Origin of the sequence: Bacillus sp. 3G2, from assembly GCF_044324725.1 — a bacterium.
In the GTDB taxonomy this organism is placed as follows: domain Bacteria; phylum Bacillota; class Bacilli; order Bacillales; family Bacillaceae_G; genus Bacillus_A; species Bacillus_A mobilis.
Genome location: NZ_CP172246.1, coordinates 3,178,714 through 3,201,757, shown reverse-complemented (window position 1 = coordinate 3,201,757; position 23,044 = coordinate 3,178,714). Strand labels below are relative to the sequence as shown.

Here is a 23,044-nt window from a genome sequence, read left to right as displayed (position 1 = left end):
AAACCACTACTAAGTAATACAGATTATCAGTGATACTAAATAGAGGGTATAGGTAATTTATTTTATAAGGGGGAAAAAGTATGAGTAATGCAGCGATTTCTGTAAAAGGGATAAAAAAATCTTTTAAAGATAAAGAAGTCTTAAAGGGCGTGGATTTTGATGTGCAGCGTGGCGAAATTTTCGCGCTGCTAGGCTCAAATGGAGCGGGCAAGACGACAACGGTCAATATCCTTTCGACGTTAATGAAACAAGATGATGGTGAAGTAAGTATTTGTGGTTTTGACGTCCAGCGTCAATCAGATCATGTTCGGCAAAGCATCAGTTTGACAGGGCAGTTCGCAGCTTTAGACGGCATGCTTACTGGGAGGGAAAACTTGATAATGATTGCCAAGTTACGTGGTGTTTCTAGTCCTGCCCAAGTTGCTGACAATCTACTTGCAAGATTTAGCCTGACAGATGCGGCCAACCAAAGAGCAGATCAGTATTCAGGCGGGATGAAGCGCCGACTTGATATCGCGATGAGTTTGATCGGGGCACCAGCAGTTATTTTTCTTGACGAACCAACGACTGGACTTGATCCGGAAGCGCGGATCGAAGTGTGGAATACAGTTAAGGAACTTGCTGGCAGCGGCACAACTATCTTGCTCACGACGCAGTACTTAGAGGAAGCCGAACAACTAGCAGATCGTATCGCTATTTTGCATGGTGGAAAAATTATTACGACGGGTACTCTTACTGAACTGAAAGAGATGTTCCCGCCAGCAAAAGTGGAGTATATCGAGAAGCAGCCGACATTGGAAGAAATTTTCCTTGCGATTATCGGTAAAAAGGGGGAGTTGTAAATGAAAAGCAAAACAGGGGTATTACTAGGGCGCTTAATGCGTAATATTATGCGTAGTCCGGATACAATTATTACTGTAGCGATTACACCGATTATGATGATGCTATTATTTGTCTACGTGTTTGGCGGCGCAATAAAGACAGGAACGGATAACTACGTTAATTATTTATTGCCGGGTATTTTGCTAATGGCCATCGCATCCGGGGTAGCTTACACTTCTGTACGATTATTTACGGATGTAAAGAGTGGGCTGATGGCGCGTTTCATTACGATGCCTATTAAGCGCTCATCGATATTGTGGGCTCACGTTTTAACCTCTCTTGTTGCTAATGTACTTACTATCGTGGTGGTTATTCTCGTTGCGCTCTTAATGGGCTTTCGTTCTAGTGCTAATATGCTAGATTGGCTTGCGGTAGCGGGAATACTGGGTATGTTTACGTTAGCGCTAACATGGCTAGCTATCATTCCAGGGCTGACAGCGAAGTCTATGGAAGGGGCGACAGCATACTCTTACCCACTCGTTTTTCTTCCATTTATTAGTTCGGCCTTCGTCCCTACCGAAACGATGCCAAAAATTATTCGTGCGTTTGCAGAGAATCAGCCTGTCACTTCAATCGTGAATGCGATTCGTGCCCTTTTATATGAAGGGACTGTTGGCAACGATATATGGATTGCACTCGCTTGGTGCATAGGCATCATGATCATCTCTTACTTTTTCGCTAGTAAAGCATTTAAACGTCAGTTAGGGTAAAGTGAATGAAATCTACCGAAATAATATATATTTGAAAAAGCACGGGAAGGTTTTCCGTGCTTTTATTATTTGTTGCACATTCATGGTAGAAAATATGGGCAACTGGTAACGAATTAAACTCAATATTTTGAGGTTTAACTGATCAATCCTTATGGGGAATATAAACATAATCGCGCTTGTAAATCGTTTAATACTTCTTCAGGCATTTCCCTGATTGTAATATCTTTCCCTAGGAAAAGTAGCCAATTTGTTATTTCATTCACTGCATCGGAATTGTTAACATCGATAAATGTTTTTAAAATGGCTGTAGATTGATAAGGATTTGTGTAAGATATTGAAACTTTGAAAGGGTGATATTTTTTGAACTGGGTAATTGCTTTCGGACCAAGTTCAAGTACCAGGTTAATAATTTTGTCTTTCTTACTGAGTTTTTCTAAAATTTTTTTCTTATTTAGCCTCTTTTTTGTTGTGTACGGTTCGATATTGATAAGGTCATCAACAGGAAACAGCAGTTTCTTTTCTTCTTTTAAGTCAAATCCTTCAATGATCCAATGGCTTTTTTCTTGATAAAGGTGTAATAGATAAATTGGATAAGACTGGATTTCATCTTCTTCTTTGACAGTAATCAATAAATGTCTATCCAAAAGAAGGATTTCGATGAGTTTTTCTAACATAGGATGGGGGAGGTCAGAAAGCTCAAGTAGATCAGGGTTATGTGGGTTAGTCCCTTCAAAAAGAAAAAGTTGATTTAAAAGAACAAGATCGTCTTGCTGAGTTTCAGAGATGAGTCCTAATAGTTTTTCGGCTAAAGATTGACGACTTTTTAAATAGGGCAGTTGTTGGTTTCTTGTAGCCATAAAGGCAATAAAAAGAGCTTTTACTTCGTTATCAGTAAAGCGAACAACGGGCAGGATAGAATTATGCATGACAAAATATCCACCAGTTCTTCCAACTTCAGCGACAAGTGGCATGCCCATAGCTTCAATTTCTCTAATGTCTCGAATAGCTGTCGATCGTGATATGTTAAATTCTCGTATGATTTCAGTAATTGTAAAGTGAGAGCGATTGTTGATATACCGCATAATTGTATTAATCCGTTCAACTTTTTTCATTGGAGTCTCCTAAACAGTATCATTTTTTGACATGATTTAAAGTTATTATAAACTCATCAGATGAAAAGATAAATCGTTTGATTTATTTTAAAAAAAGGAAGGTATCAAATATGAAAAATTATACGATAGAAGAAAAAGATAGCTTTATTGTGTTAGGCATTGGAACTGAAATTAAGAGTGACTATACAGACTTTGCTGGAATCAATAAAGAAAAGGAAGACTTTTGGTCAGCTGTTAAAGAAGATGGAAGGTTGGACACTTTAAAAGCTCTAGCTACAAACGAATACATTTTTTCTGTGAGCGAAGCAGTGAATAACAAGATGATGTATTATGCTGGTGTCATGACAGAAGCACAAATAGAAGAAGAATCTAGAGTGATCCAGTTTCCGAAGGGAGAATACTTAGTAGTGAAAGGGGAAGATAAAACGGCTGAAGAGCTAAGTAATAAGCTGACTGGCATCGCCTTCGGTCAAGCTTTACGAGAAGCAACAGATTTTGCTTATGTTGGTGGGCCAAATACAACAGTTGAGATGGGGCAAAGAGACGGCTTAGTATTTGGTGAAATGTGGATTCCGGTTGTTAGGAAGTAAAGTGATAAAAGGTACGAATATGGAAAGTAGTGGCTAACAATCTTGAATTGTTAGCCTTTTTGACATGAATATAATATTCATATACTGCTACACATTATGTTCTGATAAAATGGAATAAAAGGAAATTAATGTAAGGTGGTGGCAGATTGAATAAAAGACGGATATTTGAGCTATTCATAGTAGCGTTTGTTTTTCTATTCCTTCATGTAAGTACATATACCAATGAGAAATTTAACGATAAATTTGGTTCTTTTACTTTCATTGTTCTACTTCTTATGGTTTATATTTACGCTTTATTTATAGAGCGGTATTTTGAGGATATACAAAAGTGGGTTCGAAATATCACAATTTGTTTTGCTTTGTTAGTAGTTGCTGTAGTGTCAATGTGGATAGGGTACTTTTAAACCTTAACTTAATTGATCTTTTCTTTCCTCAGTCATGATAAGATTTACAATAGAAAGTTTTATGTAACATGAAGGGGGAAGATTCATGGTCAGCTTTAGTACGTTGTTAGCATTTGCAATTGTTTCACTTAGCATGGTTTGTTCACCTGGGCCTAATATGATTTATCTTACCTCTCGTTCCATTACGCAAGGACGTATGGCGGGATTTATTTCTCTCTTGGGCATTATGCTCGGATTTGTAATTTATATAATCGCAACAATGTTCGGACTTACAGTTCTATTCCTTGCAGTACCCGCTGTCTACGAAGCAGTCAAGTGGGCAGGTGCTGCTTACTTGCTTTGGCTCGCCTGGAATTCGATAAAACCGGGTGCTACTTCTATTATGGAACCTCGTACTATTTCTAATGAGCCACCAAGGAAATTATTTTTGATGGGGCTTATGACTAATCTTCTCAATCCAAAGATTGCTATTTTGTATGTGTCACTGTTACCTCAATTTGAAGATCCTGAGAAGGGATCGTTGCTTATACAAGGTGCAGTTTTAGGCCTTACGCAAATCACTGTTAGTTTTATAGTCAACCTTCTAATTGTGTTTACAGCAAGTAAAATTGCTACATGGTTTGGCACACGCCCAACGTGGCTGCGAGTACAACGTTGGCTTATGGCAAGTGTATTAACGTGTCTTGCTGTACGTCTTGCTTTTGAACGTCGACAGTAGGAGTATCTAAAAATTTGAAGATCTTTTTTAATGTTACGGAAGGAATGTCATTGTTTATTTTAAGGGTAGGATAAAAAGTAGAGGTATGTGAAGACTATACAACGATAAATGAAATTCCTACTTACTAGCGATAAGTCAGTTTTTATATAAATATACGAATAAACCCTTCTCATAAACAGAAAATACTTTTTATGAGAGGGGTTTATTCAATTTAATGCTATTAAAAATGGAATAAAAGCAATGCAAGTTCTCACTTATCTAGAATAAGTGAAAAGATGATGTTTTATTTGTTCAATAAAATACTGATGGTGTATATTATCGTTCGATACTCGACTTGCCATAATAGCGCCCTCCATTGAAGATGCAAGAAAAGAAGCGAGCGATCTAATGTCTATATCTTCTTTAAGTTCATGTTTCTCTATTCCTTCTTTTATGAGAGAAGCCATTAACATTACTGTATCATCATAACCTTTTGCTGCTGCTGTTTGTAATTCTGGAAATACTCCAGTACTTTCAATTGCGCTATTAAGCAATGGACAGCCTCCAGCAATAGGGGGATTATTAGCTGCATCTTGATATACAAGGAAAATGGCAAGGATTTTATCAATTGCTGTCTTTTTATTTTCCATTGCTTTATGAAAATGCCTCCACATAATCTCACCACTTTTGTCGTAGGCAGCAAGGACAATTTCTTCTTTATTTTTGAATCTACGATAAATAGATCCTTTAGGTAGTTCAGTAGCTGTCATTATATCCTGAATGGATGTGCGAGTTATCCCATTAGTATTAAATAAATATAAAGATGTTTCAATAATCTTTTCTTTTACTGTATCAACTTTAGTCATGCTTTGTAGTCCTCCTAATAAAAACGGGCTTAATATTCCAGGTAATGATTATCCTCTATTTTCTTAATTTTTTGTAAGTATAAATAAGTTTGGAGCAAAATATATCGTACCAATTCCTATCTAATTGAAACCTCAAACTGCATTGTCTATACCATTCGAATGAATTTTCTGTCAAAAATACTATAACCAGTTGGTTAATTCAGTCATATTATACAACTAATTTTACCGTATAGACATATGAGTATTATATATAATTTTAATTAATATGTTTAGCTAAAATGTTTGAACTACTCCCATTTTCACTTCGTTTCATTAGGATATCTTGCGGTTAAAAGCCGTATTACTTCATACTATAAAAGATTAATCGTTAATAATGAATGAGTACTGGAACTTGATTGTAAAAAAGAAGCTGATATATAAATTTATTTTCTTTTTACCGTTTTGATTTTGTTAATAATTTATAAAGGGTTTAAAAAAATAGAAACTTATAGTATCATTAGTTTTCGGACCGGACCGTTCGGTTCGAAATTTTATATGAGTATATTTTGAAGGAGTACGTTATGCAGAAAGAAAATTCAAAGATTCTAAGTAATTTAATTATGGAGGTAATAAAGTGAACTTTATTAAAATGAATACAAAAGAACTTATTATGCTAATAGTTTATACACTGTTTGTACCATTTCAAATTGGCTTGTTCATATTATTTGGCATATCCCTTTTAACTGACATCAATTTATTTGAATCAGAATTTGCTCTTAGTGCCATCGGTTTGACTGTACCTGCTATTGTGGGAATAATATTCTTTAGGAAAGAAATTATTGAAAGTTTTACTTATTTTAAAGAGAAGACAATTTTGAAAATAGTAAGTATTCCTATGGTGGTTTTATTTACGGTAATTGTAGAACAGATTGTTATGCGTTTTCTAGCAACTGGTCAGCCAGAGAACCAAGAACAGCTCTTTGAAACGGGCGCGGAGATACCTCTTATATTTACATTGCTGGTATTTGGTATTCTAGGTCCGATACTTGAAGAAATTATATTTCGTCATATAATATTAAATCGTTTTTCACATTATATTGGTACTGCTATTGCATCTATCATTTCGATTATAATTTTTACACTTCTTCATACGAACCAGCTTTCGGATATTGCTATTTATTTACCTGGTGCAGTGATACTTACTGCGGCTTATCTTATTTCTAAAAGATCCCTTGCATATGTCATGGCGATACATATATTAAACAATTGCCTTGGTTTCATACTGTAAGCAATTAGCCTTGCATCAATTACAGAGTTAAAAAACTAGAGACAGATATTGATAAATCATTAGACAGCCAACTAATGATTTATGTAATTCCTTGTACGTCGAAAAACCACAGTTTGGGTGTAAACTGTGGTTTTTTTATAGAGAGACCGAACACATCGTTATCAATCTAAACTCATACAACTTCAATTCTTATTTGGTTAGCTTGATAGAGATGTGGCAAGAGCCCTAATACATTTAAATTAATATGTTCATATTGTTTTAGATAATTTTTTTATTAAAAATTGATATATGTAATGTATAACAGATATGTAATTTTCTGCTACAATCCCTGCACATAATGAAGAAAAGTATAGTAGAAAATGTTTGGATTTAATTACAAAGGCATCAGAGGCATATAAAAAGAAAACCATTGATTAGTCTTTTTCAAATCAATGGTTTTTATTTTTGAAATAAATAAATATTTTTTATAAAAAATATTTTTTGACCCCCATAAAACTTTGTATTCCTACGAATATATATTAGTGAAGAAAATTAATAGAAGAAAAATGATGATGAAAGAATATTGAAGTGTTAATAAAATTACTAGATTAAGTGGGCATCCGAAATAAAAGGATGAAATTACCAATAACATAGAGAAGAGTTATTCAAGTATTGCAGATAAAATAGAAAAGGAGCAAGCAAAACAAGCGGAAGAAAATAAGAAAGCACATTAAAATATAGGCTTAACTATAGTGCCGAGAGAAAAGAGCAATCATTAGGAAAACGGTGAAAAAAGTTAGTCGCGAAAAATATAAGTAACAGCAAGAGGACAAACCTCAAGAAAAGTACTAACAAAATGTGGTTGAATGGTCACTTGTTTAGTGACCTTTTTGCTATTTGAAGGAGGCTGGGAGATTACTAGTGTTGAGTTTAGTAATGAAGATCCTAAGAAAACCGAAAATAGAAGATATCGTATGTGATATACAAAACAACGGAGGAGATAAGGAAGCATTTATCGTACAGTATCAGCCTTTTATTAGAAAATCAATATCGTCTGTCTGTCGCCGATATATTACAGAACAGGATGATGAATATAGTATTGGACTTTTTGCGTTTAACGAAGCAATTGAACAGTATTCATATAAAAAAGGAAAATCTTTTTTAGCGTTTGCTGATCTTCTTATAAAAAGAGATGTAATTGACTATATACGTAAGGAGTCTAAACATAACTTTGTCTTTTTAAAAGAAGATGAGCAAGAGGAAATGTTAGAAATGCAAGTATCGCTCACGGAGTATATGAAAGAGATGGAAAACAGTAACCGTAAGGAGGAAATTCTTCATTTTCAAAGTGTGCTAGCTGAGTTTAAAATCACATTTTCAGAGCTTGCTAAAGAATCTCCTAAGCATCGTGATACGCGTGAGCACCTAATAGAAATTGTGAAGATTATTATAAAAGAAGAGGAAATGATGGAAGAGCTGTTCCGAAAGAAAAAATTACCCTTAAAAGATATTGAACCACGTGTTAGGGTAAGTCGTAAAACGTTGGAACGACATAGAAAATACATTATTGCAATGTGTATTATTTTTGCAAACAACTATACATATATTCTTGATTACATAAGAGGGGAAAAGCATGATGAATAAAGGAATTGTGATGGATATAAAAAAGCAAAACGTAGTTGTTTTAACTCCAAATGGAGAGTTTATTACGTTTAAAAGAAAAGCGCACCCATACATGATAGGAGAGGAAATCTCGTTTAACAAACAAGAACAAAGAGCTCCGCGTTTTTCAATACCACGTTTCTTAAAGCCTGCAACAGTCATTGTTGCTGGTTTTCTATGCGTATTGCTGTTTTTCTACAATCAGCCAGAAGAAAAAGTGTTTGCTTATGTCTCAGTTGATATAAATCCAAGTTTAGAGGCAAGCGTAACGGAGGATCTTCGTGTTATAGATTTACGAGCTTGTAATGATGACGGAAGGCGTATTTTAAAAGAAATGAAAGGATGGGAAAATGAGCATCTGCAAGATGTAATACGTACGATTATAAAGCAGAGTCAAGAGGATAAGTACTTAACAAATGATAAGAAAGTTATGCTAACAGCTGTTGCAAAGGACAAATCGCTAGAACCACAGTTGGAAAAAGCTTTGCAAGAATTAAAGAAAGAGTATGAGATAAAACATATTACAGTTGAATATCAAAGCAGTACGTTGCAAATGCGGGAGGATGCCAAGAAAGCAGGAGTTGGAACGGGCGTTTATATAAAACAAGAGAATGAGAAGAAAAAATCGCTTACGCCACCTGTACCGCCGTCTAATCAAGAAAAGCAAAAGTCATCTTCTGATGCATCATCGGACGCACCTCCTGTAAAAGAAGAAAGCAACGAGAAGAGAGAGTATATAGAACAAAAGCAATATAAGGAACAACAACCGAAGCAGATAAAAGAAAATAATGAGAATCAGCAAGAGAACAATGGAAGAGGCTCGCAAGGAAATAATGGGCACCAGCAAGAGAATAACGGAAGAGGCTCGCAAGGAAATAATGGGCACCAGCAAGGGAATAATGGGAATCAGCAAGGGAACAACGGAAGAGGCTCGCAAGGAAATAATGAGCACCAGCAAGAGAACAATGGAAGAGGCTCACAAGGGAATAATGGAAATGGTCAAGGAAACAACGGAAGAGAATCACAAGGGAATAACGGAAATGGTCAAGGGAACAACGGAAGAGAATCGCAAGGGAATAACGGAAATGGTCAAGGGAACAACGGAAGAGGCTCACAAGGGAATAACGGAAATGGTCAAGGGAACAACGGAAGAGACTCGCAAGGGAATAACGGAAATGGTCAAGGAAACAACGGAAGAGAATCACAAGGGAATAATGGAAATGGTCAAGGGAACAACGGAAGAGGGCCGCAAGGGAATAATGGAAATGGTCAAGACAACAACGGAAGAGACTCGCAAGGGAATAATGGGCACCAGCAAGAAAATAACGGTAGAGGGTCTCAGTAAGGAAGATCCCTATTACATAATATCGAGTGAAAGAAAAATCTATAGAATAGGGAAGATTCCCTCCGTCTGAAAGGACTTTTTAATATTTTTTTAAAATGACGGACATAAAATCGTATATCCTTTCGAATTATATATATGGATATCATTAAAAGTTATATAAAAGGGGAGAAAAAATATGAAAGAAATGTATGAAGAAATCACTGAAGTATTAAAGGTGTTGGCGCATCCGGTCCGTTTATCATTAGTAAAAATAATGCTTGCAAAAGGTCCTATTAACGTAACGACAATGTATGAAATGTTACAAATGCCTCAAAGCACAATTAGTCAACATTTATCAAAACTAAAAGCTACTAAAGTCGTTACAGGTACTCGGAAAGGGTTAGAAATTTATTATGAAGTAACGGATAATCGTACAAAAGCGATTTTATTAAGCTTGGCTTAAAGGGTGACTGTTTAGACTTCAAAAGAAAGTACTACAGTAACTATAATTTTCTTAGTAACGTTAGTCGTATTTGTTGTTGTTGTTTTTTCTATTTGTCTAATGTATTTCATTATTTGGGTCTTGCCGTATCACTATCAAGCTAAATTTAAAATGGACTGTAAAAATGAAAGTTTTCTTATTAAGGTCTTTTTGTTAGCTTGATAGTGATGTGCCGTTCCCACTAGTCTGTAAAGAAATGGGTACGTTTTTTTAGTCATGCAATCTTTTGATTTGATGATCTTTTCCCCATTCACATAGTTCATCCATAATTTGCATTAAAGATTTTCCGTACTCGCTTATTGTGTATTCAACCTTTGGTGGTACTTCTTGATATACAGTACGATGGATAATCCCGTCAGCTTCAAGTTGCCGAAGTTGTTGTGTCAGAACTTTTTGCGTAATGTTTGGGATTTCTCGCCGGATTTCATTTGTTCGCATTTTTCCATCCATCAAAACACATAAAATATGAACTTTCCATTTTCCACCGATAACATCAAGTGTCGTTGCAATTGGGCAGTCTTCATTTTGATTCATATAACACCTCCAAAGGTACTTTAAGGTTCCTATAGCACTTTAAAGTACGTACTTTTCAATTATATGTGACTCACTCATACTAATACGTAAAGGATTGAATAATTTGAAAAGGGGATGGGAAATGATGAGAACACTTGTAATTGTAGCACACCCTGATATTGAAAAATCAAAAATTAATAAAAGATGGATAGAAGAACTTGAGAAACATTCGGATGAAATTACGGTGCATGAATTATATAAAGTAGCACCGAATTGGGAGTTTAATGTGGAAGAAGAGCAAAAGCTATTAGTAGAACATGACCGATATATATTTCAATTTCCGCTTTACTGGTATAGCTCACCACCATTATTGAAAAAATGGTTTGACGATGTATTAACATATGGATTTGCTTACGGATCAAAAGGAGATAAGGTGAAGGGGAAAGAATTTGGTTTAGCTATTTCTATAGGTGGATTAGAAAAAGACTATGAAAATAGCGGAATTACGATGGATGAGTTGACGAAACCATTTCAAGCTACGTGCCTATATACAGATATGAAATTTATACCTTCGTTTTATTTATACGGTGCTGAATATAAATTAAGTGATGAAGAGATTAATAAAAGTGCGCCTGAGTATGTACGATATGTGATGAATAAACAGTATTCTAATATATAAAAGGGAATAGCCATTTACTTGTTAAGTAGATGGCTATTTTTATTGTTTTTATATTCACTAAGTGTAATCTTTAGTAAATTAATAGTTAATCTGGTAAAATAAAAAACCTAACATATATAAAGGGGAGTTTTACTTGAGAACGATACAAAAATTATTACAAAAAAGAGCAATGCAGTCACCAAATTTGGAAGCGCTTGTAGGCGGAGAGAAAAGGTATTCGTTTCAACAGTATAATGAACGAGTAAATCAGCTTGCACACTATTTGTTACAGAATGGTGTACAAAGAGGGGATCGTATTGGAATACTATGCAAAAATAATCATCCGTTTCCAAGCGTTATGATGGCAAGTTTAAAAATTGGAGCTGTATGTATTCCACTAAATCATCAGCTTACTGCTTATGAATTAGAAACGATTGTAAACGAAGCAAAACTAAAAGTGTTAGTTATTGATGAAGAATTTCATGAAGTTTTAAAGATTGATGCTGTAAAAGAAATTCCTTATGTAATTAAAACGACAGAAGAAGGCTTTGGTTCATTTGAATTAACATTACAAGAACAGCCAATGACAGAACCGAACGTAGAAGTTCATGAAGATGATGATGCGATTTACTTATTTACTTCAGGAACGACTGGACAGGCAAAAGCATGTGTAATTGGACATAAAAACTTACATCATTATTTTACTGAAATTGCGGGCCAAAGAGAATTTCCTGCAGGTGAACGCTTTTTATCCGTGCATCCTTTATTTCATATGAGTGGCGTGCTGTCTATTTTAAATTGTATTTATCATGGTGTTACGATGATCTTCTTAGCTGATTCGAATCCTACTCTTATTTGGGATAAGATTGAAGAAGAGAAGATTACGACGATGCTTGCGTTCCCAGCTGTTTATAGCTACATGCTTGATGAGCTAAATAAAAAGGAACGAAACATTTCAACTTTTAAAGTAGCACAAAGCGGTGGTACAAAAGTGCCAGAAACACTTATTCAAAAATATATGGAAAAAGGAATTTATATGGTGCAAGGCTATGGGAGTACAGAAGGTTGGGTTGTAACTTCATGGCATTCAATGATGGGAAAAGAAAAGATGTCTTCTGTAGGGAAAACATTGAAACATGTAGAGTTAAAAATTGTCCATCCAGAAACAGGTGATGAACTAACAACAAATGAAGTCGGAGAGATTCATGTAAGAAGTCCATACATGTTTAAAGGGTATTGGAATAATGAAAAGGCAACAAAGAAGGTAGTAAAAGATAATTGGTTTAACATGGGCGATGCTGGCATGATAGATGACGACGGATTCCTGCATATTATGGGAAGATATAAAGACGTTATCATACGTGGTGGTGATAACGTATATCCAGATCAAGTAGAAGATGTCATTCATGAACTACATGGTGTTTTAGAAGTTGCAGTAGTTGGAGTTCCAGATGACTTTTGGGGAGAGATTCCGACAGCGTACATTGTAAAAGATATGCAAACGCCTTTAACGGAAGAAGAAATTATACAGCACTGTAAAGAAAAACTAGCAAGTTATAAAATACCAGAAGTTGTATTTATGGAAGAATTACCGAAAAATGCTTTAGGGAAAGTATTGAAGAGGGAATTAAGAGAAGATGCACTTGTAAAATAAAAAGTGATTAGATGATGAGGAATCCAGTTATGTACAAAGCATAACTGGATTTTTTGTTTATGATTCTGTTAGTGTATATTGTTAATATTTGAAACTTTTTGTTTATTTTAGTGTAATATTGAAAATAAAGGAAGTTAATTAATTTCAGTACAAGGGGGAGAAAATGTGGCTATAAAATTAGAATCTGAGCATTTATGTATATAACCTTTTACCAATGATGATGTATGTAGAATTAAAGAATTAGCTAATGACAAGGAATTAGCCAATATTCTTGGGCTTCCACACCCATATAAATTGGAGTTCGCGCAAGATTGGGTTGATATGCAACCAGAACTTATAAGGCAAGGAATCGAATATCCTTTAGGAATCATTTCTAAAGAATCAAGAGAAATTGTAGGTACAATTACACTAAGAATTGACAAGGGTAACAATAGAGGTGAACTTGGTTATTGGATTGGTAAAAATTATTGGGGAAAGGGTTTTGCAACCGAGGCTGTAAATAGAATGATTCATTTTGGTTTTATTGAATTAGGTCTAAACAAAATTTGGGCATCTGCTATTTCCAGAAACAGATCCTCGATTAAGGTGTTAGAGAAGTCGGGCTTACGTAAAGAAGGCACATTAAGACAGAATAGATTTTTATTAAATACATATGAAGATGTTGATGTTTATGGAATATTAAAGACAGAATATACCGTTTTAAATCATAGATAACATTGGTAGTGTGATGGCAAAAGGAAACCCTCCAGAACGGGGTTTCCTTTTTGTATGTCTTAAAAATCGGCATTGTAGTTTAACAGAGTTTTGTTTATCAAAAACATAATAATTTACTGGATTTTGTATTTTGTGTAAGATAATAAAGAATATTCAATTAATAATCCGGGGATGAGAGGTAAATGAAGTTACCATTATTAGAAGTAGAAACAGAGAGACTTATGATCCGTCCGTTCCAAAAAGATGATTATGAAAGTTGGTTAGATGGATTTAATAAGAGGCTGCGATCTCAATATAAATACGATGATGGTTATCATGACATGTCGTCTTCAACAAAAGAATGGTTCACGGAATGGATAAGAGGGTTTGATGAAGCAGCACATCGAGATGAGATGTATGTATTAGGTATTTTTCGTAAAGAAGACGGGGCTAATATTGGAAAGCTAGAGCTAATAAAAATTTTACGTATAGATTATCAATGGGCGATGATGGGGTATTCCATACATAATCAATACTGGAAAAATGGATATGGTATTGAAAGTGTGAAAGCTGCGTTATCGTTATTTTTTAATAGTCTTCATTTTCATAGAATTGAATTACATATACATGTTGATAATGAGCCATCCATTCGTCTTGCGGAACGAGCAGGTTTTTCTTTTGAATGCAAGAGAGAGGCATTTTCTTTAGAGAAGGATAAATGGATGGATTTTCTTATTTATTTTAAAAATAAGGAGATGGAAATATGAGAGTTCTAATTACAGGTGGAAATCGTGGATTAGGGTTACAGTTAGTAAAAGTATTTCATGAAAATGGGCATATCGTTTATCCGTTAGTTAGAACTGAGGTTGCAGTTACGCAATTGAAGCAAATGTTTAGTTGTAGATGTTTTCCTATATTGGCAGACTTATCGATTGATGAGAGTACGGGGCAAATTAAGAACCAGCTTAAGGAATATACAGAGTTATTGAGCCGGGTGTGGGGGAATTAAAGTGGTGAAGTACGATCTTACAGTTGTTCAAAGTTTATTTGGTCCTTCGAAAAAAGTATTAAATGGTTTACCAAATGCAGTAACGATTGAAGAGATAGAAGAAGATGCCCTTTATAACGTACAAACCTATAAAGAAAAGATAAGTAGATTTGAAGAAATTTGTTTTAATTGGGAGTTAAAAAGAGCGAGTATTGTATTAAATAAGAGGTTTAGTAGTTATAACTCAAGTGCAAAAGTGTTACTTGATTCTGGTTTTTCTTTGTATGCCGCAAAGATAGAAGTATGTAGAGAATTGAACAATGTAGAAGAGCTTGAAAGACAATATACATATCGATCAATAGCAGAAGGAACGTTATCGGAAAAAGAATTTAAACATATTTGGGAACAATGTATGTCGGGTTCAGGGAATCAAACTTCAATTTTAACTATCGATGATCATTTTTATTCAGTGCAAACAGAGTTAGGTAAGGGCTGGGAAAAGTCATGTATTGTTTTTTATGATAAAAATGAGCCAATTGGTATGTCCATACCGCATATAGAAATTGGAACAGAAAGTGAAGGACGGTTATTTTATTTTGGGGTAATGCCTTATTGTCGCGGGAAAGGAATTGCTTCCCATATGCATCTTCAATCGTTGCATATGTTAAAGGAAATGGGGGCTACTTATTACATCGGAGGCACACATACTTCAAATGAAAAGATGCAGAGGATATTTTGGAGAAATAATTGTTCGTTGAAAACGGAGATAGAGCTTTATTATAAAATTTTTAAAGAAGGTTAGGGGAAAAGAAAATGAAGACTATAAACGTATTTCATTATGACGCATTTACGAATAAACCAAATATGGGGAATCCAGCAGGTATTGTAGTAGATGCCGATGGATTAACGGAAGAGGAAATGCAACGTATTGCTGAAAAAGTTGGATTTAACGAAACGTCTTTCGTTCTTTCTTCAGAAGTAGCGGATATAAGAATGTGCTACTTTACATCTGGTTTTGAAATGGATTTATGTGGTCATGGGACAGTTAGAACAATATTTGCCTTGCGTGAAAGAGGTTTATTAGAAGAGAAAAATAACCTTACGATTGAAACGAAGGCCGGGATTTTACGGGTAGTTAATTCCTCACCTAACTTCTCTGCTTCCGCTGAATTTTGAGGTGAGGGTCTTACTGCCCGGCGAATAGCGGGATAAAAAAGAAAGCCCGGCATACATCCGGACTTTCTTTATCTGTTCAATACTTCAATATACGAAGCATCTCCAGTTGTTCTTAAAGCGGAGCGGAAATTATTATTTTCTAACGTTTCAGCAACTTGTTTTAATTGCTGGGCATCATCATGATGAATAATTAAACTGTCTGCACCACTTTCTTCTATATGAATATGTTCGACATTTCCGATGGCATCATGTACAGCTTTTAAAAATTCAGGTTTCATAGTGACCTCCTATATGTATGTAACGTTGTTGTTAGTATTTCCCTATTTTTGAAATATAAAAGTAAATGAATTTTTGTTATATTATGATTTTAGAAGGTGTTTCCTATTTGTTTGTCAAAGAATAGTAAAGTTGTCTTTTTAATTGAAGGAATCTTCGGAATTAAAGGGTGAGAGAATGGAAATCTCAATAATCGCTACACAACTTGTTAAGGAGAATGTTATTTCACAGTATCCAAATAACGTAAAAGTGCTAAACGGGGGAACGACAAGTACTGTATATTTGTTGGACGAAAAATATGTTGTAAAGCTGAATGAAGCGGAAGTAATACGGGAAGAAGCTAATTTTCTTTCTTTTTATGAGGGGAATACGTTGTTTTCAAAGCTTTTGTATAAGGAACCTTTCCATAAGTATATTGTGTATTCTTTTCTTGAAGGTAGTACTTCTTGCGAACAAGGGCATAAACGAAGTACGCTTCGTACACTTGTAAAAGAAGTTATTAATAAGTATGAAATAGTTTCACGTATAGATGGCTGGGGATGGAAAGAAAGTCCGGTTCAATCTTGGCATGAATTTTTAACGACAAATGTGATGGAAGCTCATGAAAATGTAAAACGTTACATAAGTGAAGAAGAGTATAGAACGGTTCTTAAGTTAGCAAATAGGGACGCTGGAATAAATCAGCCGTTTTTATTACATGGTGATCTTGGATTCCATAATTTTATATTTCAAGAGAATAAACTGCATGGTGTAATTGATCCTTTACCAGTGTTAGGAGGTCCTATATACGATTTAATTTACGCGTTTTGTTCAACTCCGGAAGATTTAACAAAAGAAACGATTAATTATGCGATGAAACAGTGTGTATTTCACAGAAAAAACCGTGATTTATATGAAGAAATAGTCATAGGATTATATTTGCGTATAGATACATGTGTAAGACACCATCCGACAGATTTAGAAGATTATTTAGCAGCTTGGCGTTATTGGATGGATGAAATTGATCTGGCTTTATAGCACAAATATTTTTGGGGGAGATGGTGAGATGAATGTTGCAGAAGCGAAAAAGGAGTTAGCAATCAAAACGAAGAGAGGCTTACCGATTATATTAGCCGGCGTTTTATTCTGGATAGTTATGAGTATAACGGGCTTTGTTCTTTCTGAAAAACAAGTGGTGTGGGTATATTTAATCGGTATGGGATGTGTATTTCCTTTCGGTTTAATGATAGCTGCTATATTGAAAATTGATATGTTTGCGAAAGGAAATCCGTTAGGGACTTTAGCTGGAATAATTGGTGGGATAAATGTATTAAATATTCCGTTTGTATTACTTGCCTATTTTCAATTTCCGGAATGGTTACCTTTTGTAGTAGCGATGTTAATAGGTGTTCATTTTGTACCGTACGTATGGATTTATGAGAGTAAAAGTTATGGTGTATTGTCAGTAGGGACTGTGTTCGTAACGTCAGTTTGCGGGTTTCTTTTTGCAGACAATGGATTTACTGTAATTCCATTGTCAGTTACAGCTGTCTACTTACTGACTCTAATAGGTTTAGTAATTGAAAATAAAAAATTAGATCACTATCAACAAAAATCAGCTTAATAAAAATATAGGGACGGGGGAATTATTATGAAAAATTTCGTTTGTACAACGTGCGGCGTACAGTATGCGGCGAGTGTAGAGGAACCGGTGAGTTGTCATATTTGTGATGAAGAAAGGCAATATGTTAATCCGAAAGGGCAGTCTTGGACGACTTTAGAAAACTTGCAAATAAGTGATACATATAAAAATGAAATAATTGAAGAAGAAAATGGGCTTTATAGTATTACGACAAAACCAGGGTTTGCGATCGGTCAAACGGCATTTGTAGTGACAACAGAATCATATCGATTACTATGGGACTGCATTACTTATTTGGATGAAACGACAATTGCGAAAATAAAAGAGCTTGGCGGATTAGATGCGATTGCATTGTCTCATCCTCATTATTATTCAACGCAAGTAGAATGGGCAGAGACATTTGATGTACCAATTTATATACACGAAGATGATAAAGAGTGGGTGATGCGCCCGAGTAGTCGTATTATTTATTGGTCTGGTGAGTCTTTACAATTAGCTGATGGATTGGTCATTCATCGTTTAGGAGGGCATTTTAAAGGTGGTTCTGTCTTACATTGGGAAGAAGGTAATGATGGGAAAGGAATTTTGTTAACAGGTGATATTATTCAAGTTGTAGCGGATGAGCGGTGGGTGAGCTTTATGTATAGCTATCCAAATTTAATTCCATTACCAGCGAGAAAAGTGGAAGAAATGGTGAATCGAGTGAAGCCGTTACAGTTTAATCGGTTATACAACGCTTTTCATCGCGTAGTAAAAGAGAATGCAAATGAGGCAGTGGAACGTTCTGCTGAAAGATATATTAAGGCGGTAGAAGGTAAGTTATTTCATACGTAAAAAGTAATTTGATAAACAGCAAAGCACTGGATGCTTTGCTGTTTTTATAGTATTGAAATGTCGTTGTTCGTCGGTAAGTGGATATAATGAAAAATCCTTGATATATTTCAAGTTGTGATCGATATATTTGAAAAATCGTCGATATAATTTCATGCACCCAAAAAGAGCAGATAGAAAAAAGCAAAGCGATATCACTTTGCTTTTCATTGTTTTTAGTAGTCAGTCTAGAAATGCTTGTTGCAATGCTTTCAGTCCATCGCTGTAGATGCTATGAAACAGATTTATTGCCTCTTCATCACTAACCTCAACAGGAGTGAATGTACCAGACCACTCTACTAACGATGTGTTACTTTCAGTGCCTTCTTTCACCTGGATTGTAGATAGATAATTAGTGACTGGGAATGGTGAATTCATAATTGAATACGTGTAGTAGCGTTCTTTCTCATTGAATACTTCTAAGCGTTCTATAATTGTATCACCATCTGGATTAGCTAGATGACGTACGCGACCGCCTTCAGTTAATTTACTGCTAGGTATATACGGTAACCAGTCTGGAAGGGAGTTGAAACCTCCGATTAATTGCCATACTTGTTCAGGTGAACCGAAAATTTCCATAGATGTAGTAGTATGTGCCATGTTCATTACGCTCCTTTTTATCTCGATATTTGCGAGCAAATAATCAGTGGGGGATGACCCCACTGATTAAGGTTTCAAATTATTTTACGTTGATAGGTAGTGGTGCATTAGGTGCTACTAGTTTTTGTTCGCGCATTTCTTCCCAGAATGCCGCTGGAATTACTGTGTTTAAGGCGTTTTGATCTTCTACAATTCGTTCCGGTTTACTTGCACCAGGAACAACAGCAGCAACTGCTGGATTCGCTAGTGAAAATTGTAATGCAGCAGCTTTGATGCTAATTTCATGACGATCTGCAAGAGTTTGGATTTTCTCAACTTTTGCAATAATTTCTGGTGATGCTTTTTGATATTCGAAGTGAGCACCTCCAGCAAGAATACCTGAGCTATATGGGCCACCAACAACAATATCCATATTATGCTTAACAGCTGCAGGCATTACTCGTTGCAATGCACGCTCGTGGTCTAGTAATGAATAACGACCAGCTAGTAAGGATATATTTGGCTTCGCTTCTTCTAAATCAAGCATAAGTTCAATTGATTCTACTTTGTTTACTCCAAGCCCCCAGCCCTTAATAACTCCTTCTTCACGTAAACGTGTTAGCGCACGGAATGCTCCTGTTCGAGCTGTTTCAAATTGTGAAATCCACTCATCACCATAAAAGTCTTGTGCTAAATCATGAATGAAAACAAAGTCTAGACGATCTGTTTTTAAACGTTTCAAACTTTGCTCGATAGAACGAAGTGTTGCATCTGCGCTATAATCATTGATCATTTTATTTTTACGACCAAATTCGAACAGTCCACCTTTTTCACCTAAATCACGTGCAGATGGATCTTCTAGTTCATCTGAAATCGTTCGACCTACTTTTGTGCTCAAAAAGTAATCATCACGATTTCTTTTTGATAGTGCTTCGCCAAGACGAATCTCCGCTAAGCCAGATCCATAAAGGGGAGCTGTATCAAAGTAACGAACGCCATTCTCCCAAGCAGCATCCACTGTAGCGATTGCTTCTTCTTCTGGGATATTACGGTACATATTTCCTAGTGGTGCTGTACCAAAACCGATTTTTTCTTTTAGTAATTTACTCATTATAGATATCCTCCTAAAATGTATTTGAAAATTAATTAATGATTGTGAAAATCAATATATGTCATTGCCTCGTCTGACAAAAGGCATGATGAAAGTATATAAACAGTTAAAAAAGTAAGTTAGCACTAAAAGGTAACAGGGGTAATTTCTAACACTGCATGACTCACTCAACTCTTACAAATGCTATTATGAAATGTATTTTACATAATGAAAAGTACGTACTTTAAAGTAATATAGATACTAAAAAGTAATACAGGTACTTTTTAGTGCCGTACTACTCATCTGCTGTTTACGTATGCTATTATGAAACATGTTTAATACAATAAAAAGTACGTACTTTAAGGTGCTATAGATACTTAAAAGTAATATTTAAATCTTTAGCTTAATTACCTTATAACATTATTAAAGGAGATTTTTATATGAAAACATACAATATTCCTGTAGAGGCGACTTTAGAGGTTATCGGTGGGAAGTGGAAAGTAGTTATCCTTTGTCATTTAAAGAAAGACAAAAAGAGAACGTGCGAATTAAAACAATTAATGTCTGGTATTACACAAAAGATGTTAACACAACAATTACGTGAATTAGAAGAAGACGGTGTAATCGAGAGAAAAGTGTATAACCAAGTGCCGCCAAAAGTAGAGTATTCTTTAACGGATTACGGTCATTCTTTAGATTCTATACTGGATTCTCTTTGTCACTGGGGAGAAAATCATCTCGACAAGAATGGGAACACGTCTATGCTTATAACAGCAGCAGAATAAAGAAGAAAAAACGAGCGATAATACGCTCGTTTTTTCTTTTAATTTGTCATGTATATAGAGGGGGAGGGGTAAGCGGCATAATTACTTTTTGGTAATATAGGTACTTTTTTGTGCTGTAGGAACAAAAATGTGCCGTATAGAAAATTATCTGTTTTTACGTAACAATAGAGAAGAAATTTAGTAAAAAGGAGGGGAAATCGTGTGAAACAATATAATATACCGATAGAAGCAACTTTAGAAATTATCGGTGGAAAGTGGAAGGTCGTCATTTTATGTCACTTAACGAAAGGAACGAAGCGAACGAGTGAGTTGCAGCGTCTAATTCCTGAAATTTCTGTTAGAATGTTGACGCAACAATTACGTGAGCTGGAAGATGATGGTGTGATTACACGTGAAATCTATAAAGAAATTCCGCCCCGAGTAGAATACTCCTTAACTGATTATGGGTGGTCTTTGCAAAATGTATTAAATCAATTGACCGTATGGGGAGAACGATGCATAGATAGAAAAAATAGTAAAGTTAAGTGAAATCTATATATGTAATATTGAAAACATCACCTAATGATGAGGTGGTGTTTTTTAGTATAAAAATTTAGAAAGTAAAAGTAAGGATCTATGCCATATTAACAACTGTTTAAGCTGTGATGAATGATTGATTAAAGTTTTAATAGGAACTTAAAAGTGCCTTCATCACTTTAAAGTACGTACTATGCTTCATAATATAACCGTTTTATAATGACACTCGTAGCAAGAAGTCGTAACGGTTTTAAGCTATGTTCAAAAAGACTTATTAACTAGAATAGTTTTTTATTCAATTTTTTAGTAGGAGATGTTTATATGGTTGAAGAACTTTTTTATAAAAAAATACTCAAAAATCTTTTTTTAGATCCAGTTCAAATTACACTTTGGAATGGAGAAACAATCCAATATGGAGAAGGGGAACCTCAATTTCATGTAACATTCCATAAGCCGCTTTCAAAAAAAGAGATTGCTAAGGATCCTTCTATTGCATTCGGTGAAGCATATATGAATGGGGACATTGAAATAGAGGGTAACCTTGAAAAAGCAATTCAATCTATTTATAAAAGGCAGGATAGCTTTTTAGGTGATAGTAAGTTGCAATATTTCAAAAGTAAATGGAATTTCTCAAAACAAAAAAATAAAGATGATATTGCTCATCATTATGATATTGGGAACGATTTCTATAAATTATGGCTTGATGAAACGATGACGTATTCTTGTGCATATTTCCAAAATGAGCAAGATTCTTTAACGACAGCTCAGCATAATAAAGTGCATCATATTTTGAAAAAGTTGAACCTTCAAAAAGGTGATACGCTATTAGACATTGGTTGCGGATGGGGTGAGCTAATTACAGCTGCCGCTAAACAGTACGGTGTAAAAGCGATGGGAGTAACGTTAAGTGAGGAACAATATGCAAAAACTTCCGAGAGAATTAAACAAGAGGGACTTACAGATTTAGTTGAAGTATCCTTACTTGATTACCGCGATATTAAGAATCGTAAATTTGATAAAATTGTTAGTGTAGGTATGATTGAACATGTAGGAAAAGACAACATTACGCAATACTTTGAAACAGTGAATACACTACTAAATGACGGTGGGATTTCTCTACTTCATTGTATTACTTCTCCAGCCAATGGTGGTGCTACGAATGGTTGGATTGAAAAGTATATATTCCCTGGTGGATATGTTCCTGCTGTTAACGAATTAATCACGAACATGACAAACGAACAATTTTTCATTGTTGATGTGGAAGGCTTACGTAGACATTACGGGAAAACATTACAACATTGGGCTCAAAATTTTGAAAACGTACTGGAGGAAGTTCGTAAAACGAAAGATGAGCGATTCATTCGTATGTGGCGCTTATATTTAAATGCATGTGCAGCTTCGTTCTTTACAGGTAATATTGATTTACATCAATTTGTATTTACAAAAGGTATTAACGATACAATTCCGATGACACGTTCTTATATGTATGAATAAGAGTGTGATCTAATAGCTCTTAAACAATGTTTAAATTTATAAATCCATAACTTAAAGTAAAAAGTCGGGATGAAAATCGAAATGATTTGTATCCCGACTTTTTACTTTATTATATACATTTAAAATCAAAACTATA

Annotated in this window: 25 protein-coding genes and 4 pseudogenes; 23 read left to right on the top strand and 6 right to left on the bottom strand. The window is 35.0% G+C overall.

Annotated features, from left to right (window positions below):
• Positions 1–80: 80 nt before the first annotated feature.
• Entirely contained in the window at positions 81–842 is a 762-nt protein-coding gene (locus tag ACHZK0_RS16445) for an ABC transporter ATP-binding protein (RefSeq protein ID WP_395760692.1), read from the top strand.
• Positions 843–1,592, top strand: a complete 750-nt coding sequence (locus ACHZK0_RS16440; RefSeq protein ID WP_395760691.1) for an ABC transporter permease — start codon at positions 843–845, stop codon at positions 1,590–1,592.
• A gap of 149 nt (positions 1,593–1,741) precedes the next feature.
• On the opposite strand, the gene ACHZK0_RS16435 is transcribed toward ACHZK0_RS16440, so the two are convergent.
• Positions 1,742–2,704: a helix-turn-helix transcriptional regulator gene (locus ACHZK0_RS16435; protein ID WP_395760690.1), complete on the bottom strand. Its 963-nt coding sequence runs from the start codon at positions 2,702–2,704 to the stop codon at positions 1,742–1,744.
• A gap of 110 nt (positions 2,705–2,814) precedes the next feature.
• Between ACHZK0_RS16435 and ACHZK0_RS16430 the strand changes: the two genes are divergently transcribed.
• The 3 genes from ACHZK0_RS16430 (at position 2,815) to ACHZK0_RS16420 (ending at position 4,416) form a co-directional block, all read left to right on the top strand.
• Entirely contained in the window at positions 2,815–3,294 is a 480-nt protein-coding gene (locus ACHZK0_RS16430; protein WP_000801029.1) for a GyrI-like domain-containing protein, read from the top strand.
• A gap of 146 nt (positions 3,295–3,440) precedes the next feature.
• Positions 3,441–3,698, top strand: coding sequence for a DUF3963 domain-containing protein (locus ACHZK0_RS16425; RefSeq protein WP_395760689.1), 258 nt, complete (start codon positions 3,441–3,443; stop codon positions 3,696–3,698).
• Between the two features lie 85 nt (positions 3,699–3,783).
• Positions 3,784–4,416, top strand: coding sequence for a LysE family translocator (locus ACHZK0_RS16420; RefSeq protein ID WP_262741803.1), 633 nt, complete (start codon positions 3,784–3,786; stop codon positions 4,414–4,416).
• 254 nt (positions 4,417–4,670) lie between these two features.
• Here ACHZK0_RS16420 and ACHZK0_RS16415 read toward each other — a convergent pair whose 3' ends face one another.
• Positions 4,671–5,261, bottom strand: a complete 591-nt coding sequence (locus tag ACHZK0_RS16415) for a TetR/AcrR family transcriptional regulator (protein WP_395760688.1) — start codon at positions 5,259–5,261, stop codon at positions 4,671–4,673.
• A 613-nt stretch (positions 5,262–5,874) separates the two neighbouring features.
• Between ACHZK0_RS16415 and ACHZK0_RS16410 the strand changes: the two genes are divergently transcribed.
• From ACHZK0_RS16410 to ACHZK0_RS16390, 5 genes and pseudogenes are all read left to right on the top strand, one after another.
• Positions 5,875–6,528, top strand: coding sequence for a CPBP family intramembrane glutamic endopeptidase (locus tag ACHZK0_RS16410; RefSeq protein WP_395760687.1), 654 nt, complete (start codon positions 5,875–5,877; stop codon positions 6,526–6,528).
• A gap of 312 nt (positions 6,529–6,840) precedes the next feature.
• Positions 6,841–6,936 (top strand): annotated as a pseudogene (locus ACHZK0_RS16405) (glycosyltransferase family 2 protein); the annotation flags it as partial.
• 492 nt (positions 6,937–7,428) lie between these two features.
• A complete protein-coding gene (gene sigI / locus ACHZK0_RS16400; RefSeq protein WP_061680273.1) occupies positions 7,429–8,151 on the top strand; it encodes an RNA polymerase sigma factor SigI in 723 nt (240 codons plus the stop codon).
• Positions 8,144–9,514 (top strand): anti-sigma factor domain-containing protein, encoded by a 1,371-nt coding sequence (locus ACHZK0_RS16395; RefSeq protein WP_395761731.1) that lies wholly within the window; start codon positions 8,144–8,146, stop codon positions 9,512–9,514. The genes sigI and ACHZK0_RS16395 overlap by 8 nt, the downstream gene beginning before the upstream one ends.
• Before the next feature lie 175 nt (positions 9,515–9,689).
• Positions 9,690–9,956, top strand: a complete 267-nt coding sequence (locus ACHZK0_RS16390) for an ArsR/SmtB family transcription factor (RefSeq protein ID WP_071736354.1) — start codon at positions 9,690–9,692, stop codon at positions 9,954–9,956.
• Between the two features lie 249 nt (positions 9,957–10,205).
• On the opposite strand, the gene ACHZK0_RS16385 is transcribed toward ACHZK0_RS16390, so the two are convergent.
• A complete protein-coding gene (locus tag ACHZK0_RS16385) occupies positions 10,206–10,529 on the bottom strand; it encodes a winged helix-turn-helix transcriptional regulator (RefSeq protein ID WP_001072996.1) in 324 nt (107 codons plus the stop codon).
• A gap of 124 nt (positions 10,530–10,653) precedes the next feature.
• Here ACHZK0_RS16385 and ACHZK0_RS16380 point away from each other — a divergent pair, with 124 nt between their 5' ends.
• The 7 genes and pseudogenes from ACHZK0_RS16380 to ACHZK0_RS16350 all read left to right on the top strand — a co-directional run.
• The gene (locus ACHZK0_RS16380; RefSeq protein ID WP_262741825.1) at positions 10,654–11,187 is read left to right on the top strand and encodes an NAD(P)H-dependent oxidoreductase; all 534 of its coding nucleotides are present in this window, start codon (positions 10,654–10,656) and stop codon (positions 11,185–11,187) included.
• Positions 11,188–11,320: 133 nt separating this feature from the next.
• Positions 11,321–12,820 carry a class I adenylate-forming enzyme family protein gene (locus ACHZK0_RS16375; protein ID WP_395760686.1) on the top strand — a complete coding sequence of 500 codons (1,500 nt, stop codon included), beginning with the start codon at positions 11,321–11,323 and terminating at the stop codon, positions 12,818–12,820.
• Between the two features lie 165 nt (positions 12,821–12,985).
• A pseudogene (locus ACHZK0_RS16370) lies at positions 12,986–13,534 on the top strand (GNAT family N-acetyltransferase).
• A 182-nt stretch (positions 13,535–13,716) separates the two neighbouring features.
• Positions 13,717–14,280 (top strand): GNAT family N-acetyltransferase, encoded by a 564-nt coding sequence (locus tag ACHZK0_RS16365; protein ID WP_270607012.1) that lies wholly within the window; start codon positions 13,717–13,719, stop codon positions 14,278–14,280.
• Positions 14,277–14,519 (top strand): annotated as a pseudogene (locus ACHZK0_RS16360) (short-chain dehydrogenase); the annotation flags it as partial. The gene ACHZK0_RS16365 and the pseudogene ACHZK0_RS16360, both read left to right, overlap by 4 nt.
• 7 nt (positions 14,520–14,526) lie before the next feature.
• The gene (locus ACHZK0_RS16355; RefSeq protein ID WP_395761730.1) at positions 14,527–15,303 is read left to right on the top strand and encodes a GNAT family N-acetyltransferase; all 777 of its coding nucleotides are present in this window, start codon (positions 14,527–14,529) and stop codon (positions 15,301–15,303) included.
• 11 nt (positions 15,304–15,314) lie between these two features.
• Positions 15,315–15,635: pseudogene (locus tag ACHZK0_RS16350) on the top strand (PhzF family phenazine biosynthesis protein); the annotation flags it as partial.
• Between the two features lie 110 nt (positions 15,636–15,745).
• Here ACHZK0_RS16350 and ACHZK0_RS16345 read toward each other — a convergent pair.
• Positions 15,746–15,955 carry a hypothetical protein gene (locus ACHZK0_RS16345; RefSeq protein WP_088097127.1) on the bottom strand — a complete coding sequence of 70 codons (210 nt, stop codon included), beginning with the start codon at positions 15,953–15,955 and terminating at the stop codon, positions 15,746–15,748.
• Between the two features lie 175 nt (positions 15,956–16,130).
• Here ACHZK0_RS16345 and ACHZK0_RS16340 point away from each other — a divergent pair, with 175 nt between their 5' ends.
• From ACHZK0_RS16340 to ACHZK0_RS16330, 3 genes are read left to right on the top strand one after another with little or no spacing between them, the layout of a single operon-like run.
• Positions 16,131–16,970, top strand: a complete 840-nt coding sequence (locus ACHZK0_RS16340) for an aminoglycoside phosphotransferase family protein (RefSeq protein ID WP_262741795.1) — start codon at positions 16,131–16,133, stop codon at positions 16,968–16,970.
• A gap of 28 nt (positions 16,971–16,998) precedes the next feature.
• On the top strand, positions 16,999–17,556 hold the full coding sequence (locus ACHZK0_RS16335; protein ID WP_270343538.1) for a DUF7010 family protein: 558 nt from the start codon (positions 16,999–17,001) through the stop codon (positions 17,554–17,556).
• 27 nt (positions 17,557–17,583) lie between these two features.
• On the top strand, positions 17,584–18,408 hold the full coding sequence (locus tag ACHZK0_RS16330; protein ID WP_262741793.1) for a hypothetical protein: 825 nt from the start codon (positions 17,584–17,586) through the stop codon (positions 18,406–18,408).
• Positions 18,409–18,627: 219 nt separating this feature from the next.
• On the opposite strand, the gene ACHZK0_RS16325 is transcribed toward ACHZK0_RS16330, so the two are convergent.
• Together ACHZK0_RS16325 and ACHZK0_RS16320 are read right to left on the bottom strand one after the other, a co-directional pair.
• Complete coding sequence (locus ACHZK0_RS16325; RefSeq protein WP_262741792.1) at positions 18,628–19,044, bottom strand: SRPBCC family protein; 417 nt, start codon at positions 19,042–19,044, stop codon at positions 18,628–18,630.
• Positions 19,045–19,123: 79 nt separating this feature from the next.
• Entirely contained in the window at positions 19,124–20,134 is a 1,011-nt protein-coding gene (locus ACHZK0_RS16320; RefSeq protein ID WP_262741791.1) for an aldo/keto reductase, read from the bottom strand.
• Positions 20,135–20,553: 419 nt separating this feature from the next.
• Between ACHZK0_RS16320 and ACHZK0_RS16315 the strand changes: the two genes are divergently transcribed.
• From ACHZK0_RS16315 to ACHZK0_RS16305, 3 genes are all read left to right on the top strand, one after another.
• Positions 20,554–20,898, top strand: coding sequence for a winged helix-turn-helix transcriptional regulator (locus ACHZK0_RS16315; RefSeq protein WP_000860818.1), 345 nt, complete (start codon positions 20,554–20,556; stop codon positions 20,896–20,898).
• 201 nt (positions 20,899–21,099) lie between these two features.
• Complete coding sequence (locus tag ACHZK0_RS16310; RefSeq protein ID WP_000816333.1) at positions 21,100–21,426, top strand: winged helix-turn-helix transcriptional regulator; 327 nt, start codon at positions 21,100–21,102, stop codon at positions 21,424–21,426.
• 309 nt (positions 21,427–21,735) lie between these two features.
• Positions 21,736–22,908, top strand: coding sequence for a cyclopropane-fatty-acyl-phospholipid synthase (locus ACHZK0_RS16305; RefSeq protein WP_395760685.1), 1,173 nt, complete (start codon positions 21,736–21,738; stop codon positions 22,906–22,908).
• Positions 22,909–23,044 lie beyond the last annotated feature (136 nt).

Bases quoted from the DNA above. Each gene is read 5' to 3' on its own strand.
- ACHZK0_RS16435 (WP_395760690.1), bottom strand. From the start codon at position 2,704: ATGAAAAAAGTTGAACGGATTAATACAATTATGCGGTATATCAACAAT.
- ACHZK0_RS16385 (WP_001072996.1), bottom strand. From the start codon at position 10,529: ATGAATCAAAATGAAGACTGCCCAATTGCAACGACACTTGATGTTATC.
- ACHZK0_RS16430 (WP_000801029.1), top strand. From the start codon at position 2,815: ATGAAAAATTATACGATAGAAGAAAAAGATAGCTTTATTGTGTTAGGC.
- ACHZK0_RS16320 (WP_262741791.1), bottom strand. From the start codon at position 20,134: ATGAGTAAATTACTAAAAGAAAAAATCGGTTTTGGTACAGCACCACTA.
- ACHZK0_RS16420 (WP_262741803.1), top strand. From the start codon at position 3,784: ATGGTCAGCTTTAGTACGTTGTTAGCATTTGCAATTGTTTCACTTAGC.
- ACHZK0_RS16395 (WP_395761731.1), top strand. From the start codon at position 8,144: ATGAATAAAGGAATTGTGATGGATATAAAAAAGCAAAACGTAGTTGTT.
- ACHZK0_RS16325 (WP_262741792.1), bottom strand. From the start codon at position 19,044: ATGGCACATACTACTACATCTATGGAAATTTTCGGTTCACCTGAACAA.
- ACHZK0_RS16440 (WP_395760691.1), top strand. From the start codon at position 843: ATGAAAAGCAAAACAGGGGTATTACTAGGGCGCTTAATGCGTAATATT.
- ACHZK0_RS16390 (WP_071736354.1), top strand. From the start codon at position 9,690: ATGAAAGAAATGTATGAAGAAATCACTGAAGTATTAAAGGTGTTGGCG.
- ACHZK0_RS16340 (WP_262741795.1), top strand. From the start codon at position 16,131: ATGGAAATCTCAATAATCGCTACACAACTTGTTAAGGAGAATGTTATT.
- ACHZK0_RS16315 (WP_000860818.1), top strand. From the start codon at position 20,554: ATGAAAACATACAATATTCCTGTAGAGGCGACTTTAGAGGTTATCGGT.
- ACHZK0_RS16445 (WP_395760692.1), top strand. From the start codon at position 81: ATGAGTAATGCAGCGATTTCTGTAAAAGGGATAAAAAAATCTTTTAAA.
- ACHZK0_RS16305 (WP_395760685.1), top strand. From the start codon at position 21,736: ATGGTTGAAGAACTTTTTTATAAAAAAATACTCAAAAATCTTTTTTTA.
- ACHZK0_RS16380 (WP_262741825.1), top strand. From the start codon at position 10,654: ATGAGAACACTTGTAATTGTAGCACACCCTGATATTGAAAAATCAAAA.
- ACHZK0_RS16335 (WP_270343538.1), top strand. From the start codon at position 16,999: ATGAATGTTGCAGAAGCGAAAAAGGAGTTAGCAATCAAAACGAAGAGA.
- ACHZK0_RS16415 (WP_395760688.1), bottom strand. From the start codon at position 5,261: ATGACTAAAGTTGATACAGTAAAAGAAAAGATTATTGAAACATCTTTA.
- ACHZK0_RS16365 (WP_270607012.1), top strand. From the start codon at position 13,717: ATGAAGTTACCATTATTAGAAGTAGAAACAGAGAGACTTATGATCCGT.
- ACHZK0_RS16330 (WP_262741793.1), top strand. From the start codon at position 17,584: ATGAAAAATTTCGTTTGTACAACGTGCGGCGTACAGTATGCGGCGAGT.
- ACHZK0_RS16345 (WP_088097127.1), bottom strand. From the start codon at position 15,955: ATGAAACCTGAATTTTTAAAAGCTGTACATGATGCCATCGGAAATGTC.